This window comes from Caulobacter soli (assembly GCF_011045195.1).
Taxonomy (GTDB): domain Bacteria; phylum Pseudomonadota; class Alphaproteobacteria; order Caulobacterales; family Caulobacteraceae; genus Caulobacter; species Caulobacter soli.
This window is the reverse complement of record NZ_CP049199.1, coordinates 3,034,911-3,056,344: the sequence shown is the minus strand read 5'-3', so window position 1 is coordinate 3,056,344 and position 21,434 is coordinate 3,034,911. Positions and strand designations below refer to the sequence as shown.

Annotated in this window: 24 protein-coding genes and 1 pseudogene; 15 read left to right on the top strand and 10 right to left on the bottom strand. The window is 67.8% G+C overall.

Going from position 1 to position 21,434, the window contains the following annotated elements; genetic code table 11:
* Positions 1–115: 115 nt before the first annotated feature.
* The 4 genes from G3M62_RS14135 to G3M62_RS14120 are packed head-to-tail and all read left to right on the top strand — an operon-like array spanning position 116 to position 4,161.
* Positions 116–1,435, top strand: coding sequence for a serine hydrolase domain-containing protein (locus G3M62_RS14135; RefSeq protein ID WP_165188017.1), 1,320 nt, complete (start codon positions 116–118; stop codon positions 1,433–1,435).
* Between the two features lie 44 nt (positions 1,436–1,479).
* Positions 1,480–2,442: a quinone oxidoreductase family protein gene (locus tag G3M62_RS14130; RefSeq protein WP_165188016.1), complete on the top strand. Its 963-nt coding sequence runs from the start codon at positions 1,480–1,482 to the stop codon at positions 2,440–2,442.
* Positions 2,439–3,377, top strand: a complete 939-nt coding sequence (locus G3M62_RS14125; protein ID WP_165188015.1) for an NAD(P)H-dependent flavin oxidoreductase — start codon at positions 2,439–2,441, stop codon at positions 3,375–3,377. Before G3M62_RS14130 ends, G3M62_RS14125 begins: the two co-directional genes overlap by 4 nt.
* 16 nt (positions 3,378–3,393) lie before the next feature.
* A complete protein-coding gene (locus G3M62_RS14120; protein WP_165191319.1) occupies positions 3,394–4,161 on the top strand; it encodes an SDR family oxidoreductase in 768 nt (255 codons plus the stop codon).
* Positions 4,162–4,225: 64 nt separating this feature from the next.
* Here G3M62_RS14120 and G3M62_RS14115 read toward each other — a convergent pair whose 3' ends face one another.
* Positions 4,226–5,077 carry an arginyltransferase gene (locus G3M62_RS14115; RefSeq protein ID WP_165188014.1) on the bottom strand — a complete coding sequence of 284 codons (852 nt, stop codon included), beginning with the start codon at positions 5,075–5,077 and terminating at the stop codon, positions 4,226–4,228.
* Positions 5,078–5,201: 124 nt separating this feature from the next.
* Positions 5,202–6,104 carry a flagellar motor protein MotB gene (locus tag G3M62_RS14110; protein ID WP_165188013.1) on the bottom strand — a complete coding sequence of 301 codons (903 nt, stop codon included), beginning with the start codon at positions 6,102–6,104 and terminating at the stop codon, positions 5,202–5,204.
* Between the two features lie 116 nt (positions 6,105–6,220).
* On the opposite strand from G3M62_RS14110, the gene G3M62_RS14105 reads away from it, so the two are divergent.
* Complete coding sequence (locus G3M62_RS14105) at positions 6,221–7,075, top strand: NAD(P)-dependent oxidoreductase (protein ID WP_165188012.1); 855 nt, start codon at positions 6,221–6,223, stop codon at positions 7,073–7,075.
* A 458-nt stretch (positions 7,076–7,533) separates the two neighbouring features.
* On the opposite strand, the pseudogene G3M62_RS26970 reads toward G3M62_RS14105, so the two are convergent.
* A pseudogene (locus tag G3M62_RS26970) lies at positions 7,534–7,610 on the bottom strand (hypothetical protein); the annotation flags it as partial.
* Positions 7,611–7,723: 113 nt separating this feature from the next.
* Positions 7,724–7,996 (bottom strand): hypothetical protein, encoded by a 273-nt coding sequence (locus G3M62_RS14100; protein ID WP_165188011.1) that lies wholly within the window; start codon positions 7,994–7,996, stop codon positions 7,724–7,726.
* 167 nt (positions 7,997–8,163) lie between these two features.
* Between G3M62_RS14100 and G3M62_RS14095 the strand changes: the two genes are divergently transcribed.
* Positions 8,164–8,562, top strand: a complete 399-nt coding sequence (locus G3M62_RS14095; RefSeq protein ID WP_165188010.1) for a hypothetical protein — start codon at positions 8,164–8,166, stop codon at positions 8,560–8,562.
* On the opposite strand, the gene G3M62_RS14090 is transcribed toward G3M62_RS14095, so the two are convergent.
* The 5 genes from G3M62_RS14090 to G3M62_RS14070 all read right to left on the bottom strand — a co-directional run bounded on the left by G3M62_RS14090 (position 8,559) and on the right by G3M62_RS14070 (position 12,565).
* A complete protein-coding gene (locus G3M62_RS14090) occupies positions 8,559–8,960 on the bottom strand; it encodes an NUDIX hydrolase (protein WP_165188008.1) in 402 nt (133 codons plus the stop codon). The two genes, G3M62_RS14095 and G3M62_RS14090, sit on opposite strands and share 4 nt — an antisense overlap.
* A 45-nt stretch (positions 8,961–9,005) precedes the next feature.
* Positions 9,006–10,124 (bottom strand): serine hydrolase domain-containing protein, encoded by a 1,119-nt coding sequence (locus G3M62_RS14085; protein WP_165188006.1) that lies wholly within the window; start codon positions 10,122–10,124, stop codon positions 9,006–9,008.
* 31 nt (positions 10,125–10,155) lie between these two features.
* Entirely contained in the window at positions 10,156–11,019 is an 864-nt protein-coding gene (locus G3M62_RS14080) for a helix-turn-helix transcriptional regulator (protein WP_165188004.1), read from the bottom strand.
* A gap of 1 nt (position 11,020) precedes the next feature.
* Positions 11,021–12,037 (bottom strand): porphobilinogen synthase, encoded by a 1,017-nt coding sequence (hemB, locus tag G3M62_RS14075; RefSeq protein WP_165188002.1) that lies wholly within the window; start codon positions 12,035–12,037, stop codon positions 11,021–11,023.
* 87 nt (positions 12,038–12,124) lie between these two features.
* Positions 12,125–12,565, bottom strand: a complete 441-nt coding sequence (locus G3M62_RS14070) for a DUF2147 domain-containing protein (protein WP_165188000.1) — start codon at positions 12,563–12,565, stop codon at positions 12,125–12,127.
* A 212-nt stretch (positions 12,566–12,777) separates the two neighbouring features.
* On the opposite strand from G3M62_RS14070, the gene G3M62_RS14065 reads away from it, so the two are divergent.
* The 4 genes from G3M62_RS14065 to hemA all read left to right on the top strand — a co-directional run bounded on the left by G3M62_RS14065 (position 12,778) and on the right by hemA (position 16,745).
* On the top strand, positions 12,778–13,407 hold the full coding sequence (locus tag G3M62_RS14065; protein ID WP_165187998.1) for a histidine phosphatase family protein: 630 nt from the start codon (positions 12,778–12,780) through the stop codon (positions 13,405–13,407).
* On the top strand, positions 13,404–14,456 hold the full coding sequence (locus G3M62_RS14060) for an enoyl-CoA hydratase/isomerase family protein (RefSeq protein ID WP_165187996.1): 1,053 nt from the start codon (positions 13,404–13,406) through the stop codon (positions 14,454–14,456). Before G3M62_RS14065 ends, G3M62_RS14060 begins: the two co-directional genes overlap by 4 nt.
* 56 nt (positions 14,457–14,512) lie before the next feature.
* The gene (locus G3M62_RS14055; RefSeq protein ID WP_165187994.1) at positions 14,513–15,313 is read left to right on the top strand and encodes a class I SAM-dependent methyltransferase; all 801 of its coding nucleotides are present in this window, start codon (positions 14,513–14,515) and stop codon (positions 15,311–15,313) included.
* A gap of 205 nt (positions 15,314–15,518) precedes the next feature.
* A complete protein-coding gene (hemA, locus tag G3M62_RS14050) occupies positions 15,519–16,745 on the top strand; it encodes a 5-aminolevulinate synthase (protein WP_165187992.1) in 1,227 nt (408 codons plus the stop codon).
* 139 nt (positions 16,746–16,884) lie between these two features.
* Here hemA and G3M62_RS14045 read toward each other — a convergent pair whose 3' ends face one another.
* Positions 16,885–17,322 (bottom strand): Ros/MucR family transcriptional regulator, encoded by a 438-nt coding sequence (locus G3M62_RS14045; RefSeq protein WP_165187991.1) that lies wholly within the window; start codon positions 17,320–17,322, stop codon positions 16,885–16,887.
* Positions 17,323–17,525: 203 nt separating this feature from the next.
* Here G3M62_RS14045 and glyA point away from each other — a divergent pair, with 203 nt between their 5' ends.
* The 5 genes from glyA to thiL all read left to right on the top strand — a co-directional run bounded on the left by glyA (position 17,526) and on the right by thiL (position 21,429).
* The gene (glyA, locus tag G3M62_RS14040; RefSeq protein ID WP_165187989.1) at positions 17,526–18,830 is read left to right on the top strand and encodes a serine hydroxymethyltransferase; all 1,305 of its coding nucleotides are present in this window, start codon (positions 17,526–17,528) and stop codon (positions 18,828–18,830) included.
* A 31-nt stretch (positions 18,831–18,861) separates the two neighbouring features.
* Complete coding sequence (nrdR, locus tag G3M62_RS14035; RefSeq protein WP_028040434.1) at positions 18,862–19,335, top strand: transcriptional regulator NrdR; 474 nt, start codon at positions 18,862–18,864, stop codon at positions 19,333–19,335.
* Positions 19,336–19,449: 114 nt separating this feature from the next.
* A complete protein-coding gene (locus G3M62_RS14030) occupies positions 19,450–19,914 on the top strand; it encodes a 6,7-dimethyl-8-ribityllumazine synthase (RefSeq protein ID WP_165187988.1) in 465 nt (154 codons plus the stop codon).
* Positions 19,911–20,372 carry a transcription antitermination factor NusB gene (gene nusB / locus G3M62_RS14025; RefSeq protein ID WP_165187987.1) on the top strand — a complete coding sequence of 154 codons (462 nt, stop codon included), beginning with the start codon at positions 19,911–19,913 and terminating at the stop codon, positions 20,370–20,372. The genes G3M62_RS14030 and nusB overlap by 4 nt, the downstream gene beginning before the upstream one ends.
* On the top strand, positions 20,281–21,429 hold the full coding sequence (gene thiL, locus G3M62_RS14020; RefSeq protein WP_165187986.1) for a thiamine-phosphate kinase: 1,149 nt from the start codon (positions 20,281–20,283) through the stop codon (positions 21,427–21,429). Before nusB ends, thiL begins: the two co-directional genes overlap by 92 nt.
* The last annotated feature ends 5 nt before the right edge of the window (positions 21,430–21,434 follow it).

The following is a 21,434-nucleotide window of genomic DNA, read 5'->3' as shown; positions in this document are numbered from 1 at the left end:
CGTTCTCCTTAGCGGCAAGGATGGGGGGCGGGCAAGTGCGGGCGCCAACCTGATCCATTGCCGCGCGGCCAAACCAAGCTAAGGTGCGCTCAAACAACTGTTCGGGGTGGTGGCGATGCGAGTTCGGCGGATGATGGCGGCGGCGTTTGCCGTCATGGCCTTCGCGGGCGCTCCGGCCTGGAGCGCTCCCAAGGCGCCGACGGCGGCGATCCTGGCCCCCGCAGCACCGGAGGCCGAGGGCTTCTCGCCCGAACGCCTCAAGCGCCTGGACGTCTACATGCAGGGCCTGGTCGACCAGGGTCACTTGCCGGGCGCGATCACCATGGTCGCTCGCCATGGCAAGATCGTCAGCTACGAGACCTTCGGCAAGACGGCGATCGGCGGCGCGCCGATGACCAAGGACACGATCTTCCGGATCTATTCCCAGTCCAAGCCGGTGACCGGCGTGGCGATGATGATCCTGTTCGAAGAGGGCAAATGGCGCCTCGACGATCCGGTCACCAAGTTCGTGCCCGAGTTGGCTCACCTGCAGGTCTACAAGGGCCAGAACCCCGACGGGACCTTCATCACCGAGCCGGCGACGCGCGCGCCGACCATGCGCGAGATCATGAGCCACACCGGCGGCTTCGCCTATGGTCTGCGCACGGATCAGCCGGTCGAGAAGGCCTATCGCGATAGCGGCCTGCTGGGCTCCAAGACCCAGGCCGAGTTCCTGACCACCTTGGCCAAACTGCCCCTGGCCAGCCAGCCGGGGACCGAATGGCGCTACAGCGTCTCGGTCGACATCCAGGGACTGATCGTCGAGCGGCTGTCGGGCATGAGCCTGGCCGACTTCATGAAGAGCCGTATCTTCGATCCGCTGAAGATGACCGACACCGCCTTCTGGGTTCCGCCGACCAAGCAGGACCGCTTGGCCGCGCTCTATATTCCCGATCCCAAGACCCGCGCCTTGAAGCCGGCCGACAATTTCATGGTGCTGGACGTCAGCAAGCCGCCCGCGATCGCCTCGGGCGGCGGCGGGTTGGTCTCGACCACGGCCGACTATGCCCGTTTCGCCCAGATGCTGCTGAACGGCGGCCAGCTGGACGGCGCACGCATTTTGTCGCCGGGCACGATCCAGCTGATGGCCAGCAACCACCTGACCGACATCGTGATGGCTGCGCCGGGCGCTCAATTCTCGCCGGCCAGAGGCGTCGGGTTCGGTCTCGACGTCGCGGTGGTCACCGATCCGGCTCGGGCCGGCACGCTGCGAGGCGAGGGGACCTATAGCTGGGGCGGCGCGGCCGGCACCTGGTTCTGGATCGATCCCAAGAACGACCTCTTCATGCTGGGAATGATCCACATCCTGGCCAAGGAGATCGACCCGGCCCTGGCCAAGATCGACGATGACGCCGCCACCCTGGTCTACCAGGCCCTGGTCGATCCTGCGAAATAGGACGCCCGACAAGGGCCAATAAAACAAAGCTTAGGGAGGTCGCCATGAAGGCCGCCGTCTACTACGAAACCGGCTCGCCGGACGTGCTGAAATACGAAGATGTCGCCGATCCGCCTTGTTATCCCAGCGGCGTGGTCATTCGCGTCGAGGCGGTCAGCATCGAAGGCGGCGACACGCTTAATCGTGGCGGCGGCCAGATGGCGGGCAGTCCGCATATCGTCGGCTACCAGGCGGCCGGCGAGATCATCGAGGTCGGCGCCGAGGTCACGCATCTGAAGGTCGGCCAGAAGGTGGTGACCGTGAACGCCTTCGGCTCGCACGCCGAATTGCGCAGCGTGCCGGCCCGCAACGCCTGGCCGATCCCCGACGGCTTCGACATCCAGAAGGCCTCCGCGATCCCGGTGCCGTTCGGCACGGCGCACGAGTGCCTGTTCGGCGCGGGCCACCTGAAGTCGGGCGAGACCGTGCTGGTTCAGGCCGGCGCTGGGGCCGTGGGCGTCGCGGCGATCCAACTGGCCAAGCGAGCAGGGGCGACGGTGCTGGCCACGGCGTCCAGCGACGAGCGCCTGGAGCGCCTCAAGTCCTTCGGTCTTGATCATGGGATCAACTATGGCCGCGACGACGTGGTCGCCGAGGTCATGAAGCTGACCAAGGGCAATGGCGTTGACGTGGTGGTCGATCCTGTCGGCGGACCCACTCTGCAGACCAGCATCCTGTCGCTGGCCTATCGCGGTCGCATCTCGTTGGTCGGCCAGGCGGGGCGTGAACCGACCAAGGTGGATGTGTCGTCGCTGATGGGCGGCAATCGCAGCCTGACCGGCGTGTTCCTGGGCGCGGAGATCATGACCGATCGCGTGCACGACATGATCCAGCAACTGATCGACGAGGCGGCGCGGGGCGAGTTGCAGGTGCTGATCGACCGGACCTTCCCGCTGTCGGAAGCCGCCGCCGCCCATGCCTATATAGAGAGCCGTCAGGCCGTCGGCCGGGTGCTGCTGATCCCATGACCGGCAACCGCGTCCTGGCCCACACCGGCGCCAAATATCCGATCGTCCAAGCCCCCATGGGCTGGATCGCCCGCTATCCGCTGGCCAGCGCGGTCTCGCGGGCCGGCGGACTGGGGATCATCGAGACCTCGTCCGGCGAGACTGAAAACTGCAAGGCCGAGATCCGCAAGATGGCCGACAGCGGCCTGCCGTTCGGGGTCAACCTGCCGATCCTGTTCCTCAAGGACGGCGCCATGCTGCGCTTCGTCTGCGAGAGCGGGGTCAAGTTCGTCACCACCTCGGCCGGCAGTCCGGCCAAGTTCGTCGGACCGCTGCGGGACGCCGGCATCGTCGTCTATCACGCCGTGCCCACCGTCGACGCGGCGGTCAAATGCGTCGAGGCGGGTGTCGACGGCCTGGTGGTGGAAGGGGCCGAGGGCGGGGGCTTCAAGAACCCCGAGGAGGTCTCGACCCTGGTGCTGTTGCAGGCCATTCGCGCCCGGGTCGATGTTCCGCTGATCGCCGCCGGCGGCATCTGCGACGGACGCGGCATGGCCGCGGCCTTCGCCCTAGGGGCCGAGGCGATCCAGATGGGCACCCGCTTCGTCAGCGCCGCCGAAAGCCCGGTGCACGCCAACTACAAGGCCGCGATCACCGGCGCCAAGGAGACCGGCACCTGGGTGCTGAACAAGAAGGCCAGCCCCTGCATTCGCGCCCTGAAGTCCGAGCTCACCCGCGAAATCCATGACGCCGGCCTTATGCCGCCCGATGTCCTGAAGGGCATCCTCGGCGTCTATTTCGGCGGCGACATGGAGGCGGCTCCGGCGCTCGCCGGCCAGACCGTCGGCCTGATCGACGCGGTCAAGCCGGTCGCCCAGATTGTCGACGAGACCGTCGCCCAGTTCTTCGACATCACCCAGCGGCTGGGCGCGCTCGCCGCCAGCCGCGGCTTTTGAAAGACCGACCCCCATGATGCAGAACCTGTTTTCCCTGAAGGGCCGCGTGGCCCTGGTCACCGGCGGCTCGCGCGGCATCGGCAAGATGATCGCCGAGGGCTTCCTGACCTACGGCGCCCGCCGTGTATACGTCTCGGCCCGCAAGGCCGCCGCCTGCGACGCGACGGCCGAGGAGCTGTCGGCGATCGGCGAGTGCATCTCGCTGCCGGCCGACGTCTCGACCCTGGAAGGCATCAACGGCCTGGTCGCCCGGATCGCCGAGCGCGAGGACAAGCTGGACATCCTGGTCAATAACGCCGGCGCGGCCTGGGGCGCGGCGTTCGACGAGTTCCCCGAGAGCGGTTGGGACAAGGTCGTGGACCTGAACATGAAGACCCCGTTCTTCCTGACCCAGGCCCTGATCGGCCACCTACGCGCTGCCGGCAAGGATCACGTGGCCAAGGTGATCAACATCGCCTCGATCGACGGCCAGTCGGTGACGACCGACGAGACCTATCCCTATGGCGCGTCCAAGGCCGGCCTGCTGCACATGACCAAGCGCATGGCCATCCGCCTGGCGGCCGACAACATCGCCGTCAGCTGCATCGCGCCGGGCGCCTTTGCCTCGGACATGAACAAGGTGGCTCGCGATCATTCGGACGCGGTGTCCAAGAGCATCCCGGCCGGACGGATCGGCACGACCGAGGACATGGCCGGGGCGGCGATCTATCTGGCCTCGCGGGCCGGCGACTATGTGACGGGCTCGGCCGTCACGGTGGACGGCGGGGTCAGCTTCACCCGCTAAGCGGTCTTTGAGTGGAGCGTGGCGGGCGCCGAAACCGCTGACACTTTCGGCTGCCACGCTCTGCTTAGGGCTTGCCCGGGCTGGGGAAGCCCCCCAGCTCGGCCGGTTCGGCGTCGCTGAGTTCGACTCCGGCGTTGGAGCCGCATCCGACCGGCTTGGGCGGACGGGCGCCGCGCTCGCGGGCCGACATCAGGGCCCAGCCGCCGGGCTTGAGGATTTCCAGCGGCGAGAAGCGCGCCTTGTAGGCCATCTTCTCGCTGCCCGGCACCCAGTAGCCCAGATAGACGTAGGGCAGGGCGTTGAGCTGGGCCTGGAGGATGTGGTCCAGGATGATGAACGAGCCCAGGCTGCGCTTGGTCAGGCTGGGATCGTAGAAGCTGTAGACCAGCGAGAGACCGTCGGCGAGCACGTCGACCAGCACGCAGGCGATCAGGTCGCCCGGGCCGCGGTCTTGCGAGCGCAGGCGGTATTCGATCAGGTGGGTGCGGACCGCCGTGTCCTCGACCATGGCCACATAGTCGGGCCAGGTCATCTCGGCCATGCCGCCATCGGCGTGGCGGGTCAGCAGATAGCGGCGCAGCAGTTCGAACTGCTCCAGCGTCGCCTCGGCCTCGACCAGATGGCGTTCCAGGTCGGTGTTGCGGGTCAGAACCTTGCGTTCCGACCGCGAGAACACGTAGTCGCCGGCCGGGGCGCGAGCTGACTGGCAGGCGCGGCAGGTCTCGCAGGCGGGCCGATAGGCGATGTTCTGGGAGCGACGGAAGCCGACCTGGGTCAGGCTGTCATTGACGGTCGGGCCGTCGGACAGCGGCAGGTGGGCGAAGACTTTCCGCTCCTCGCGGCCGGGCAGATAGGGACAAGGCGTGGGCGCCGTGAGGAAGAAGCGCAGCTGTCGCGTTGGAAAATGCTGCGTCACGGAAAGCGCCCGATCCCTCTAGTGGCCTCGCCCACGATACCGGGCCGATAAGGGATTAGGCGGCATCTGCAGCGGTTGCGCAAGCTGCGCAGCACGCGTGAGCGTCATCGCGCCGCAGATGGCGTCACAGGCCATCGGGAAGGACCGGCTTTTCGCGCAACAGCACGATCGAGATGCGGCGGTTGCCGGGCAGGGTGGGGTCGTCCGCGTACAGTGGTTCGGAATTGGCCTTGCCCGACACCTGATAGATGCGGTCCTCGTCGACGCCGGCCCCGCGCAGCACCTGGCGCGAGGCGTCCGCGCGCTCGGCCGACAGGGCCCAGTCGCTGTCGGCGCGCTTGCCCGCCGCGCTGGCGCTGGTGTGGCCCGAAATGGTGATGCGGTTGGGCAGCTGGTTGATCACCTTGGCCACGGCGCGCAGCAGGATGCGGGCCCGGTCGTTCGGCTCGCGCGAGTTCTCCTTGAACATCGAGCGACCATCCTGGTCGATCAGCTGGATGCGCAGGCCCTCGGGGGTCTGGTCGATCATGATCTGCTTGGACAGTTCCGCCAGCTCCGGCATGTCCTGCAGCGACTGGCGCAGCGACTGGGCGGCCGAGGCGAAGCTGTCCTGCTCCTTCTTGGCCAGGGCGTCGCGCAGGGCTTCCTCGCTGGCCGAGTCGAGATTGGCCGAGGCCGAGCTCTGGCCGTCCTTGTTGGTGTCCTTGGGGGCTTCGGGGGCCATCTGCTGGATGACCGACATCTTGCCGTCGGCCTTGGCGCCGTCGTCGCCCAGCGAGGTGCCGCCCAGGATCCCGCCCGAACCGCTGGTGCTGGACGAAATCGAAGCCGGCGCGAAATAGTCGGCGATGCCCTGCTTTTGCTCGGGGCTGGTCGTGTTCAGCAGCCACATCAGCAGGAAGAAGGCCATCATCGCCGTCACGAAGTCGGCATAGGCCACCTTCCAGGCGCCGCCATGGTGACCATGGCCGCCGCCCTTCTTGACCTTCTTGATGACAATGATCGGCTGGTCGCCGCTGACGGCCATTGTGCTTAAGCCTGCTTAACTCTGTTCGAGCGAACCTGAGGCCTGGACGTTAAAATGCCGTTGCGATCGCGGCCGCGAAGGGCGATGTCGGCGCGTTGCAATAAGGAGTTGGCGGCATGAAGACGGCGTTTATCGGCCTGGGCGTGATGGGCTTTCCGATGGCGGGCCACCTGAAGGCCGCGGGCCATGAGGTCACCGTCTTCAATCGCAGCCCCGACAAGGCCGCCCGCTGGGTCGAAAAGCACGGCGGCGCGTCCCAGCCGACCATCGCCGAGGCGGTGGCGGGCGCCGAATTGGTCTGCCTGTGCGTGGGTAATGACGACGACGTCCGCGACGTGGTGGCGCAGCTGCTGCCGGCCATGGCGGAAGGCGGGGTGATCGTCGACCACACCACCACCTCGGCCACGGTGGCCCGCGAGATGGACGCCGCCGCCCGCGCCGTCGGCCGCACGTTCGTCGACGCTCCGGTGTCGGGCGGCCAGGCGGGGGCCGAGAACGGCCAGCTGACGATCATGGCCGGCGGCAACGCGGCCGCTTACGCCCGGGTCGAGCCGGTGCTGATGGGTTACGCCAAGGCGATCCGCCTGATGGGCACGTCGGGCGCGGGCCAACTGACCAAGATGTGCAACCAGATCGCCATCGCCGGCCTGGTCCAGGGCGTGGCCGAGGCGCTGCACTTCGCCAAGCGCGCCGGCCTGCCGACCGACGACGTGCTGGCGGCGATCTCCAAGGGGGCGGCCCAGTCCTGGCAGATGGAGAACCGCTGGAAGACCATGTCGGAAGGCAAGTTCGACTTCGGCTTCGCGGTCGACTGGATGCGCAAGGACCTTGGCATCGCCCTGGCCGAAGCGACCGTCAACGGCGCCAAGCTTGAGGGCACCGCGCTGATCGACGGCTTCTACGGCGAGGTTCAGGCGATGGGCGGTCATCGATGGGATACGTCCAGCCTCGTGGCGCGGTTGGAGAAGTAGGGTCTTAGCGGGCGAACACTTGCCCCCTACGGACCGCTTCGCGGTCGTCTTCCCCCTCCGGGGGAAGAGGCTCGTCCTCCGCCCCCTACGGGGGCGGACAGGCGGCAAAGCCGCCAGGTGGGGGCAAGTGAGTGTGATCCCACGCCAATCTGGCTGTGAGCTGATCGGAAAGGGTCGCGGAGCGCCGGACATCGTCCGGGTTTTGAAAAAGAATACCGTTTCGACGAAGCCTGCCGCCCCGCGCGGTCGTTATCCGAAAGCCCGCGACGCTGAGCCCTGTTAGGGCCTCGCCTTGGAGCCTCCGACGGGCGGGCTGGGTCAACGAACCCCAGTCCCGGACCGCGAGCCTGTCACCGCTCGCCTGCTGCTAAGTCGACCCTCACGTCACGTCGTATCTGTGTTCCAGGCCCGACCGGCACCAGAGACGCGAGGTTTGGTCTCGAAAGACAACCGACAAAGCTTCCCGCTCGATCGCCCCTCGCCGCCGCATCGGTCGCTGGCCATGCGCCCTTTCCCTGCGTCGAGGTGGGTACAGGATACGGCGAGCCCGAAAGGGTGAGGGGAATAAAGATTTAGCGCAGGAATTTCAGGGGGCTGGGCGGCGCCAAGCCGGGGACACGCCCAAGGGCATGTCCCCGTCAGCCGTCTCTACCGGCCCTCGACCCATAGGTTCAGGGGCTGTTTTTCTTCGTGGCGCACCAGGATGGCGTAGCCGATGGCGAACACCACGATCCCGACGATCAGCCCGCCCAGGAAGCCGGCTGGAGTGGCGAACCACAGGGTCAGGGTGGGAATGACGGTGGCCAGGCCCAGCATGCACCATCGCAGGAGGATGCTGAATCCGTGATAGGTCTGCTCGTGGGCGAGCAGTTCGGGCTTTCCGGTGTCGTTGAAATCGGCGTCCCTGACATCGACGGGCATGCGTCACCTCCGCTATCGTTGAGGTTCGGACCAGACCGTCGTACGCGGCCTCGGGCCGAACACTGAAAACACCCTAAGCCCGTTCCGGGTTTCGCGCGAGAGGCTCGACCTTGACGCGCGCGGGGCGATAGCGACCTATCCGCCGCAAGGCCAAGGTTGGATTGGTGATGAGCCGCGACGCGAACAATCTGACGGGGATTTGGCAGGGTCTGTATTCCTATCCTCAGGCCTTGGCGCCCGTCAGCTTCACCGCGACTCTGCTCGAAAGCGGCGCGTGGTTGAGCGGCTCGATCCACGAGATCGCGCGGGAACACGACGGGGCCCCTGTCGAGGTCTATGCGACCTTGCTGGGCGGTCGCGACGGGCGGGGCGTTCAGTTCACCAAGACCTATGACGGTACGAACGGATGGGTCCATGCCGTGGCCTATGACGGTGCGCTCAATGACGACGCCACCGAAATCGAGGGGCGATGGTCGGTGCCCGGCGCATGGGCGGGAAAATTCCTGATGATACGGCCGGAAGGTCGACGGGCCGGCCAACTGCGCGAGGCTTTCGAGCGCTTCTAGGCCGTGGGGCGCTCCAGCAGGGCGCTCAGCACCACCCGCATCAGCGGGGCCAGCCTGATGTCGCCCGGCGCGGCCGGATCGATCCAGGCCAGTTCCTCGATCTCGGCGCGGGCCTCGATCCGCCCCTCGACCTGGGCCAGATAGGTCGCCGCGCGCACGGTGAAGCCGGGCTCGTTGGCGGCTGGGGCCTCGAACTGGCCGAGCCGCGAGGCCGAGACCAGCCGGCCGCCAATCTCCTCTTCCAGCTCGCGAGCCAGGGCGGTCAGGTCGTCCTCGCCGGGCTCGCGCTTGCCGCCAGGCTTCATGAAGATCGCCGTGCCACGCTTGCGCACCACCAGCATGCAGCCGGCCTCGTCGCGGATCACGGCGGTGACGATGTCGATGCTGGGGCGGGTCATGAACTCCAGCCTAGCGACGGAGCCGAGTCGAGTCAGCGAGCCGAATTAGGGCGTCACGGCCGCCAGGATGTGATCGGTCAGCAGCCGTTCCGAGATCGCGTGCGGCTTGGGGACCTTGAAGTTCGTCGTGGTGATCACCGCCACCAGCGACAGGTCGGGGACGATCACCACCTTGTTGCCGCCCGTGCCGCTCATCACCCAGGCCTTGTGGCCCTTGCCGTCCGATCCCGGGAAGGTCTGCAACCAGATCAGATAACCGTAGTCGGCGTCCTCCCGCGCCTGGGCGTGCGGGGCCGTGGCGGTCGCGACGAAGGTCGCGGGCAAGACCTGACGCCCGTTCCACCGGCCGCCGTTGGCGTAGAGCTGGCCCAGTTTCAGCAGGTCGCGGCTGCGCAGGCCCAGCCCGCCGCCGCCCTGGGCCAGGCCCAACGGCGAGAATTGCCATTCGGGCTTCTCGATCCCCAGAGGGCCGAACAGCACCGCGTCGGCGAAGGCGGGCAGGGGCTGGCCGACCGCCGCCTGGATCACCGCGCCCAGGGTGGCCACGCCGGCGGTGCAGTAGCTGAAGCTGCGGCCGTAGGGCGAGGCCTCGGGCTTGGGCGTCCAGCTGGGAAAGCCGCGCACGGGCAGGTCCAGATAGAAGCCGACCCAGTCTTCGATCGGGTACATCCGCTCCTCGTTGCCGCGCGAGAAATCGTTGTCGTCGTCGCATTCGGCGATCGAACTCATGGTCAACAGGTCCTCGACCGTCACGCGATCCTTGCGTGGATCGGGATTGGCGGTGGGCGGGCGATCCTTCAGGTAGGGCTTGATGGGGGCGGAGACGCCGGGCAGGGCGCCGCGATCGAGGGCGACGCCGGTCAGCATGGCGGTCACGGTCTTGGTCACCGAGCGCGTGTTGCGTCGCGCCTCGGGACCGCCGCCAGCCTTGTCGTCGTCGTAATAGGCCTCGAACACCAGCTTGCCGTGACGGGCGATCAGCACGCTGGTGATCTGCTGGAACGCGCCGGCCTTGATGGCCGCCGACATGGCGTCGAGCTTGTCGGCCGACAGGCCTTCGGCGGCCGGCGTGGCGGTGGGCCAGTCCGACGGGGCGGCTTGAGCGGCCATCGGGGCGGCCAGGGGCGCGAACAGGATCAGGGCGGCGAGCAGCAGGCGCTTCACGAGGACTCTCCAGGCGGCGATCGCGCGTGGTCTAGGCCGCCGTCGTGGCCTCGTCTTGGACGCTTGAAACATCCGGCCGCCGGCCGCACAGCCGCGCGAACTCGCCGGGGGTGACGCCGTAGGCCTGGCGGAACTGGCGGTTCAGGTGGCTCTGGTCGCAGAAGCCGGCCGCCTGGGCGATCTCGCCGATCGAGACGCGGCCCGCCATCAGCAGGTCGGCGGCGCGTTCCAGCCGCCGCGCGCGCAGCCGCTCGCCCGGCGCCGCGCCCAGCCAGCGGCGATACCCGCGCGCCAGATGCACCGGGTGCACGCCCGCCGCGCGCGCCAGGTCGGACACGGCGATCGGCTGGTCGAAGCTGTCGGCCAGGAAGGTCTCGGCGATGGCCAGCCAAGGCGGCGGGTGATCGCTCTCGGGCGTCGGCGACAGAGCCTGGGCGGCCAGCTCCAGGCCCAGGCCTTCGAGGGTGACCGCCTCGGCGTCGCGGTTCAGCACGGTTCGGATCAGGCGAAGAGCCGCGCGGCGGGCGGCCGGGCCGGTCAGGCGCAAGGCGTCGCTCGCCGGCGATCGTGAGACCTCGGCCAAAGCGCGCCACGCCGGGGCTTCGAAACTGACCGCCAGGAAATAGCCGCCCGCGCCGACGAAGCGGTCGCGGTGGATCACGCCGGGCGGGTTGAACACCAGGGCCGGGCCCTCGGTCTCGGGGCCGGCGGCGGTGGTCAGGTAGCGGCCATGGGTGGCGAGCACGAAATGGGCGTCGTCGTGGCTGTGTTCCTCGACGCCGTCGGCGCTGATCGTCGCGGACAGATGGGCGACGCGCACCGCGGGCAGTCGCCGCTCGACGGTGGGAACGCCGTAGAACCGGCCCTGGCTGAAGGCGGTTCTCGGCGTGGCCATGTCAGCCCAGCTTTTCCGCCGCCCAGGGCGCGAAATAGGTGATGATCCCGGCGGCGCCGGCCCGCTTGAAGGCGGTCAGGCTTTCCAGGATCGCGCGCTCCTCGTCGATCCAGCCGTTCATGCCGGCGGCCTTGATCATCGCGTACTCGCCCGACACCTGGAAGGCGTAGGTGGGCATGCGAAACTCGTCGACCAGGCGGCGCAGGATATCCAGATAGGGCAGGCCCGGCTTGACCATGACCATGTCGGCGCCCTCGGCGATGTCGAGCGCGACCTCGCGGATCGCTTCCTCGGTGTTGGCCGGGTCCATCTGGTAGGTCTTCTTGTCGCCCAGTCCTTGACCATTGGGCCCCGCCGACAGCTTGGCCGAGCCGATCGCGTCGCGGTACGGGCCGTAGAAGGCCGAGGCGTACTTGGCCGCGTAGGACATGATCATCGTGTCCTGGAAGTTGGCGCCTTCGAGCGCCGCGCGCAGCTTGCCGATCCGGCCGTCCATCATGTCGGACGGCGCCAGGATGTCGGCGCCGGCTTCGGCCTGCATCAATCCCTGTTCGATCAGGCGCTCGATGGTCGGGTCGTTGAGGATGCGGCCGCCCTCGACCACGCCGTCGTGGCCGTGGTCGGTGAAGGGGTCCAGGGCCACGTCGCACATGATGCCGACCTCGGGGGCGGCGTCCTTCATGGCCTTGACTGCGCGAGGGATGACGCCATCCGGATCGGCGGCGATCGAGCCGGTGGCGTCTTTGCGCGCGCCGTCGATGTGCGGGAAGATGGCGATGGCGGGAATGCCCAGGTCGCGAGCGCGGACGGCGGCCTTGGCGGCGTCCTTGACGCTGAGGCGCTCGACGCCCGGCATCGAAGCGACCGGGATCACGCCTTCGCCCTCATGCACCACCATCGACCAGATCAGGTCGGAGGGCGTCAGCGTGGTTTCGCGAACCAGGCGACGGGTCCAGTCGGCCTGGCGCAGGCGGCGCAGGCGGGTGGCGGGGTAGGGAGCGAGGGGCGGGGTGGTCATGCCCCACGGTTTCGCGCGACGGGCGGCGCGAGGCAAGGCGGTTGGTTGCTTAAGGGGCGGGCGAACGACGTCGCCGGCCCCGACCCTTTAGGGGGCGAAGCTGGCGGTGGCGTCGTTCTTGGCGGTGACGGTGTCGATCCGGCGCCAGGTCTGCGACTTGCACAGCAGACCGCCCAGGACGCAGCCCTTGGCCTTCATGGTGTGGGCGTCGATGAACTCGGCGGTGCCGATCAGGGTCACGTGCAGCGTCGGCACGAAGACCTTGCCGCGCATGTTGCCGTGGCTGGTCGGTTCGAAGTCGCGCAGCAGCTGCTGGCCGACCAGGGTGGTCAGGCCGCTCTTGCGCGCGTCGGCTTCGGCCTTCGGGCTGGCATAGACGACGGTGCCGCAGGTGCTGGTCCCGCAGCTCTTGATCGCCACGCGCACGTTGTCCTTGGGGCCGGTCCAGACGCCCAGGTCGGCTGCTTGAGCCGTCGACACGGTGAAAAGAGCCGCCAGGGCGGCGAAAACAGCAGTGAACTTACGCATGACAGAAAGACGACGCCTCCGATGGGGGCGATTTGATACCGGAGGCGTGGCTGATCAAGGGCGGTGCGACATTTGGTTCCCGCCTTTCGTGCGTTGCCGCATTCAAAGTCACGCAGTGGGACATGTTTACCACACTTGGCCGGCGTAGCGGTCATGGCGCGGGCGATGTTCCGCCATTAGGAAGGGGCGACTTTCGAGCGGAGCCGCGCCACGTGATCTATCTCTGCCGCCACGGCCAGACGTTCTACAACCGCGAGCTTCGCCTGCAGGGGCAGCTGGACTCCGACCTGACGCCGCTGGGCCGGGCCCAGGCCGGGGCCATGGGCGACCTGCTGCGCGACCTGATCGCCCGCGATCCGCCGGCCGACTGGCGGATCATCGCCAGCCCGCTGCGGCGTACGCGCGACACGGCCGGGATCATCGGGGCGCGCCTGGGCCTGCCTGTGGAATTCGATGATCGGCTGATGGAGCTGGGCCTGGGCGACTGGGAAGGGCTGTTGCGCACCGACATCGCGCGCCAGCATCCCGAAGCCTTCGCCAGCCGGGAATGGTTCTTCGCCGCGCCGGGCGGCGAGACCTACGACCAGCTGATGGCGCGGGTGTCGGCCTGGTTGGGGGAGCAGGCCGCCGAGCCGGAGCGCCGGTTGATCGTGGTCAGCCACGGCGTCGCCGGCCGCCTGCTGCGCGGCGCCTATGCCGGCCTGTCGCGTGCGCAGGTCCTGGACCTGGACGTGCCGCAGGACGCGCTTTACCGACTGAACGCGGGCCAGATCGATCGCTTCGAATGCGAACCGGTCGAAGATCCCGAACGCGCCAAGGAAACCGCCAAGGACACCGTATGACCGACCAACCCGAAGTCCTTGTCCGCGTTCAGAAGAACGTCGGCCGCCTGACGCTGAACCGGCCGCAGGCCCTGCACGCCCTGACCCAGACCATGTGCGAGATCATGATCGCCGCCCTGCTGGACTGGCAGGAGGATCCCGAGATCTACATGGTCATCATCGACCATGCGGGCGAGCGCGGGTTCTGCGCTGGCGGCGACATCCGCATGCTGGCCCACAGCGGGGCGGGGGACGGCGTCGAGGCGCGGGCCTTCTTCCACACCGAGTACCAGCTGAACCACCTGCTGTTCACCTACGAGACCCCGGTGGTGGCGGTGATGGACGGGGTGGTGATGGGCGGCGGCGTCGGGATCTCGATGCCGGCTCACTATCGGATCGCCACCGAGCGCACGACCTTCGCCATGCCCGAGACCGGCATCGGCCTGTTCCCGGACGTTGGCGGCGGCTGGTACCTGCCGCGCCTGCCGGGCAAGGCGGGGCTGTGGCTGGCCCTGACCGGGGCGCGGATCAAGGGCGCGGACTGCCTGCGCCTGGGGATCGCCACCCACTTCGTCGAGTTCGGCGCCATAGAGGGCTTGAAGAAGGCCATCGTCGCCGACCCGCGTCGCATCGACGACATTCTGAAGAAGTACCGGGCCGACGCCGGCAAGGCCCCGCTGGTCAGCTTCGAGCAGGACCTCAACCGCCTGTTCGTCGGCGAGAGCGTCGAGCAGATCTTCGAGTTCCTGGACGCCGACAGCAGCGACTGGGGCAAGGCCCAGCTGGCGACGATGAAGACCAAGTCGCCCCAGACGCTGAAGGTGGCCTTCCGCCAGCTGGAGGCCGGCGCGGCGCTCACGGACTTCGCCGACAACATGGCCATGGAGTACCGGATCGGCGCTCGGGTGGTCCAGAAGCACGACTTCATCGAGGGCGTCCGGGCCGTGATCATCGACAAGGACAACGCCCCGAAGTGGGATCCGGCCAAGCTCGAGGACGTTTCCGACGCGATGCTGGACGAGATTTTCGCGCCTTTGCCGGCCGATCAGGAATGGTCGTCGCTGACGTAGCGTGATTGCTGCGCTAGCTTGCGCCAACGAAGAAGACGCCGTCGGAAGGAATACCCATGCGTAAGCCGCTACTCAGCCTCGTCGCCGTACTTGCTTTGGCGGGCTGCGCCACGACTCCGATGGGCCCCGTCGCCCCGCCGCCGCCGGCCGACGCGCCCGCCGCGGTGCCGGCCAATATCGCCGCCGCCCTGTCCGACCCGAACCGTCCGGCCGCCGACATGGTGCGCGACGAGAACCGCCTGCCGGGCCAGACCCTGGCCTTCGCCGGCGTCAGGCCGGGCGCCAAGGTCGCCGACCTGATTCCCGGCAGCGGCTATTTCACCCGCATCTTCTCAAAGGCGGTCGGACCCAAGGGCCATGTCTACGCCTATGTGCCGGATGAGCTGACCAAGCTGGCCAAGCGCGAGCCGGCCGTGAAGGCCATCGCCACCGATCCGGCTTACAAGAACGTGTCGGTGATCCTCAACACGCTGCCCAACTTCGCCGCGCCGGAGAAGCTGGACCTGGTGTTCACCGCCCAGAACTACCACGACATGCACGACAAGTTCATGGGGCCGGCCGACCTGTCGGTGGTCAACCGCCAGATCTTCAAGGCCCTGAAGCCCGGCGGCGTCTATCTGGTGCTGGACCACGCGGCCGAGCCGGGTTCGGGCCTGCGCGACACCGAGACCCTGCACCGCATCGATCCCGAGGCCGTGAAGCGGGAAGTCACCGCCGCCGGCTTCATCTTCGAGGGCGAAAGCCGCGTGCTGCGCGACGCGTCCGACACCCGCAAGCTCAGCGTCTTCGACCCGTCGATCCGCGGCAAGACCGACCAGTTCATCTACAAGTTCCGCAAGCCGGCCGGGGCGCGGTAACAAAAACCGCCATCCCGATACTGAAATAAAGGGCCGGCGACCGCGAGGTCGCCGGCCTGTTCGTTCGCGAAATCGACGCGTCCATTCGCGTCATGGGCGTCTTAGGTAAACGTCCCTATGTGGACAGCGCGCGTCGCTGGTGCGAAAAGCCAAGCCTTGAGAAGGGACCGATCGGACTCGTCACAGTCCGTCGGATAAAGACACCATGGACTACAAAGCCGCGTTCCGTAGCGTCGTCGACCAGATCCGCGACGAAGGCCGTTATCGGGTGTTCGCCGACGTGAAGCGCCATCGCGGCGCCTTCCCGCGCGCCACCTGGACCCGTCCGGACGGCGGCGAGAGCGAGATCGTGGTCTGGTGCTCGAACGACTATCTGGGCCAAGGCCAGAATCCCGTGGTGCTGGACGCCATGCACGCGGCGATCGACAACCACGGCTCGGGCTCGGGCGGCACGCGCAACATCTCGGGCACCAACCACCACCATGTCGAGCTGGAGGCCGAGCTGGCCGACCTGCACGGCAAGGAAGCGGCCCTGCTGTTCACCTCGGGCTATGTCTCCAACGAGGCCAGCCTGTCGGCGCTGCAGAAGATCCTGCCGGGCCTGATCATCTTCTCCGACGCCCAGAACCACGCCTCGATGATCGCCGGCATCCGAAACGGCGGCTGCGAGCGTCACATCTTCCGCCACAACGACCTGGCTCACCTTGAGCAACTGCTGGCCGCGGCGCCGGCCGATGCGCCCAAGCTGGTCGCCTTCGAGAGCGTCTATTCCATGGACGGCGACATCGCCGACATGGCCGGCACCGTGGCCCTGGCCAAGAAGTACGGCGCCATGACCTATCTGGACGAGGTCCACGCGGTCGGCATGTACGGCGAGCGCGGCGGCGGCGTCGCCGAGCGCGACGGCCTGATGGACCAGATCGACATCATCGAAGGCACCCTGGGCAAGGCGTTCGGCGTGATGGGCGGCTACATCACCGGCGACGCCCTGGTGGTGGACGCCATTCGCCTGGTCGCTTCGGGCTTCATCTTCACGACGTCCTTGCCGCCCGCGCTCACCGCCGGCGCCTTGGCCAGCGTGAAGTACCTCAAGCAGCATCCCGAAGTCCGCGAAGCTCACCAAGAGCGCGCCAGGACCCTGAAGGCGATGTTCAAGGCCGCCGGCCTGCCGGTGATGGACAACGACAGCCACATCGTCCCGGTGCTGGTCGGCGACCCCGTCCACACCAAGCTGATCAGCGACATGCTGCTGGCCGACCACGGCGTCTATGTGCAGCCGATCAACTATCCGACCGTGCCGCGCGGCACCGAGCGCCTGCGTTTCACGCCCACGCCGTTCCACACCGACGAGATGATGCGCAAGCTGGTCACGGCGATGGAAAAGCTCTGGGCGCACTGCAACGTGGCGCGCATGGGCGGCCACGCGGCTTAGTTCACTTAAGACTTGCCCCCACCTGACGGCTTCGCCGTCTGTCCGCCCCAGTAGGGGGCGGAGGCTCGCGCTTAAGCCTCTTCCCCCTGTGGGGGAAGACGATCGCGAAGCGATCCGTAGGGGGCAAGTGTTCGCCGCTCTACCGCCCCCGCATCTTCCCCTTGCCCAGTCCGATCGACTTGGCGAAGTCCGAGCGGCGCTCGGCATAGGCCGGAGCCACCATCGGATAGTCTCCGGGCAGCGACCACTTGCGGCGGTATTCCTCGGGGCTCATGTCGTAGTGGGTGCGCAGGTAGCGCTTGAGCATCTTCAGGCGTTTGCCGTCTTCCAGGCAGACGATGTAGTCGCGCTGCACCGAGCGCGAGACCGGCACGGCGGGCTTGTTGCGTTCAGTGGGTTGCTCGGCCTGCGAGGATCCCAGCGCGGAAAGCGCCCCGTGGACGGACCGGATGAGTTCGGGGATCGCCGTGCGCGCCACCGTGTTCTGAGCCACATAGGCAGCCACGATTCCGGCGCTGAGACCCAGGATATCGACGTCGTCGTCGTTGGTTTCCGCCTCGCCGTACGCCATCGCCATACCCGCTCCGCCCAACCTGTGGGTCCGTCTGGAAGTCACCAAAACACCGGGCGCGCCAGTCGTACTGGCTCCGGTTCTTCCGCAACGCTTCGGCTTGCGGCGTGGTTCCCGGATTGATCGTGGCGCGAAGGGGGGTAAAGAGAGCGCGACCGACTCCCGCCCGAGTCCGACCCTTTCAGTCTCCCAGCCCCAGGAGAGCGTCCATGACCGCACCGGCCAACAATATCACCGCCGACAAGAGCGCCTTCTTCGGCGCCGACCTGGCCGCGGCCGACCGTGACATCTTCGATCGCATCGGCCTGGAGCTGACCCGCCAGCAGAACCAGATCGAGCTGATCGCCTCGGAAAACATCGTCTCGCGCGCCGTGTTGGAGGCCCAGGGCTCGATCCTGACCAACAAGTATGCCGAGGGTTATCCGGGCAAGCGCTACTACGGCGGCTGCGAGTATGTGGACGAGATCGAGACCATCGCCATCGAGCGGGCCAAGGCCCTGTTTGGCGCCGGCTTCGCCAACGTCCAGCCGCACTCGGGCTCGCAGGCCAACCAGTCGGTGTTCATGGCGCTGCTGCAGCCGGGCGACACCTTCCTGGGCATGGACCTGGCTGCCGGCGGTCACCTGACCCACGGCAGCCCGGCCAACCAGTCGGGCAAGTGGTTCAAGCCGGTGTCCTACACCGTGCGCCAGCAGGACCAGCTGATCGACTACGACGCCGTCGAAGAGGTGGCCAAGGCCAACAAGCCCAAGCTGATCATCGCTGGCGGCAGCGCCTACAGCCGTCACATCGACTTCGCCCGCTTCCGCCAGATCGCCGATGAAGTCGGCGCGTACCTGATGGTCGACATGGCCCACTTCGCGGGCCTGGTGGCCGGCGGCGTGTTCCCCAGCCCCATTCCGCACGCCCACGTGGTCACCACCACCACCCACAAGACCCTGCGCGGTCCGCGCGGCGGCATGGTGCTGACCAATGACGAGGCCATCATCAAGAAGGTCAATTCGGCGGTGTTCCCTGGCCTGCAGGGCGGCCCACTGGAGCACGTCATCGCCGCCAAGGCCGTGGCCTTCGGCGAAGCGCTGCAGCCGGCCTTCAAGGCCTATGCTCAACAGGTGATCGATAACGCCCGGGCGTTGTCCGAGGCGCTGCAGACCCAGGGCGTCAACATCGTCTCGGGCGGCACCGACAGCCACCTGATGCTGGTCGACCTGCGGCCCAAGGGCGTGACCGGCCGCGACGCCGAGCACAGCCTCGAGCGCGCCCACATGACCTGCAACAAGAACGGCGTGCCGTTCGACACCGCGCCGTTCACCGTGACCTCGGGCATTCGCCTGGGCACGCCGGCCGGCACCACCCGCGGGTTCGGCACGGCCGAGTTCACGCGCGTCGGCCAGCTGATCGGCGAGGTCGTCAACGGCCTGGCCACCAACGGCGTCGACGGCAACGCCGAGGTCGAGGCCAAGGTGCGCGAGGAAGTCCTGGCCTTGACGGCCCGGTTCCCGATCTACAACTAATAGGCCTGTATCGGGCGGGAGGGCCTAGATCATGCGCTGCCCGTTCTGTGGCCACATGGAAAGCCAGGTGAAGGACAGCCGCCCGTCGGAAGACGGAGCGGCTATCCGTCGCCGTCGTCTGTGCCCCGAGTGCGGCGGCCGATTCACCACCTTCGAGCGGGTGCAACTGCGCGAGCTGACCATCGTCAAGCGCTCGGGCCGCCGCTCGCCGTTCGATCGCGAGAAGCTGGTGCGTTCGATCTCGATCGCCACGCGCAAGCGCCCGGTCGATCCCGAGCGGGTCGAGCGGATGGTCAACGGCATCGTCCGTCAGCTGGAAAGCCAGGGCGAGACCGAACTGCCGTCCTCGGCGGTGGGTGAGATGGTGATGAAGGCGCTGAAGTCGCTCGATGACGTCGCCTACGTCCGTTACGCCTCGGTCTATCGCGATTTCCGGGAAACGAGCGATTTCGCAAAGTTTCTCGGGCAAGAAGGCTTGAGCGACGTCGCAGAAGACGAGCTATAGGCGCATTCTACGATTCGATTTCGGCGGCGTAGCCGCCTATGGCTACGATTCGATTTTGCGACGGCGCCGTTTGGTGCGAAGTGACCGGTCCCGTCGAGGAGAATTCTAAGGACTATGGTGGAAGACAAGATTCGCCTGCTGATCGTGGAGGCCCGGCGCTATTCGGGGCTTTCCGACGCGTTGCTGCAAGGTGCGGCGCAGGCGATCGACGCCCAGGGCGCCGAGTACGACGTGATCACCGTGTCCGAGGCGATGCAGATCCCCACCGCCATCGCCCTGGCCGAGGAGGCTGGTCATCGGCCCGTCGGCGTGCGCTATGACGGCTATGTGGCGCTGGGCGTCAATATCCGGGGCGAGACCTATCATTCCGAGATCATGGCCAACGAGACCGCGCGCGGGCTCAACGACCTGTCGTTCGGCAAGCGCCTGGCCATCGGCTACGGCGTGCTGACCGTCGAGGAAGAGGACCAGGCCTGGAGCCGGGCCCGGACGTCGGAAGGCGACCGGGGCGGCAAGGCCGCGCGGGAATGTCTGGAGATCGTGGGTTTGAAGCGTCAACTGCTGGGACAAGCGCGATGAGCCGGGGCGATCGCATCCAGCCGCGCTCGGTGGCCCGCCTGGCCGCCGTCCAGGCCCTGTACCAGATGGAAGTGTCCGGCGTCGGCGTCGACGCGGTGGTCCGCGAATTCTCCGAGCATCGCTTCGACCGTGATGTCGATGGTCCGGACACCGACCGCCTGGCCCAGGCCGACGAGACCTTCTTCGCCGAACTGGCCAAGGGCGTCGTGGGCCACCAGGCCGCCGTCGATCAGGCCATCGTCAAGCGCCTGGCCTCGGGCTGGAAGCTGGAGCGCCTGGACGCCACGGCCCGCGCCGTGCTGCGCGCGGGGGCCTATGAGCTGATGCATCGCCCCGATGTGCCCAAAGAGGTCGTGATCGACGAATATGTCGAGATCGCCAAATCCTTCTTCGAGGGACCGGAATCCGGTTTCATCAACGGCGCCCTGGACGCCATCGCGCGTGACGCCAGAGGCTGACGACGACTGGTTCGACGAACCGACGGCGGAAGCGCCGGCGGTCGACGACGCGTGGTTCGACGAGGCCGCGACGCCCGCCGCGGCGCCGCCTGTCGACGAATTCGGCCTGATCGAGCGGCTGCTGCGGCCGCTGACCCGTGGCGACGCCGCGGCGCTCAGCCTGCTGGACGACGCGGCCGTGCTGCCCTCGCGTCCCGGCTACGACCTGGTGATCACCAAGGACGCCATGGTCGCCGGCGTGCACTTCCTGGCCGGCGAGGACCTGGACGTGGTGGCCAAGCGGCTGCTGCGCACCAATCTCTCCGACCTGGCCGCCAAGGGCGCGGTCCCTTACGGCTACTTCCTGGCCGTGGGCTGGCCCTCGGGCACGACGCTCACCGACCGCGAGACCTTCGCCCAAGGCCTGGCCGAGGACGGTGAGCTCTACGATGTCAGCCTGCTGGGCGGCGACACGGTCACCACCTCGGGTCCGATGGTGGTCTCGGCCACCTTCCTGGGCTGGGTGCCCAGCGGCGACGCCGTGCTGCGCAAGGGCGCGCGGGTCGGCGACCGGTTGATGGTGTCCGGCACGATCGGCGACGGCTGGCTGGGCCTGCTGGCCCACTGGGGCGAGGTCGAGGATCCCGACGGCGGCCTGGTGCGCCGCTATCGCCTGCCGCCGCCGCGCCTGGCCATCCGCGACGCCCTGCGCGCCTACGCCCGCGCCGCCGCCGACGTCTCCGACGGCCTGCTGGCCGACGCCGCCCACGTGGCCAAGGCCAGCGGCTTGCGGGTCAAGGTCGACCTGGACCGCCTGCCGCTGTCGCCCGGCGCCCGCCACTGGCTGGGCGCCCAGCCGGAAGCCGGCGAAGCACGGATGTCGCTGGCCTCGGGCGGCGATGACTACGAGATCGTCTGCGCCGTCGATCCCACCGACGTGGCCGCCTTCCAGGCCGCCGCCATGGCCGCCGGCGTGCCCGTGCGCGACATCGGCGAGTTCGTGGAAGGCGAGGGGATCTGCGCCCTGTTCAAGGGCAAGGACATCACCCCCGAACGCCTGGGCTGGCTGCACGGCTGACGGCG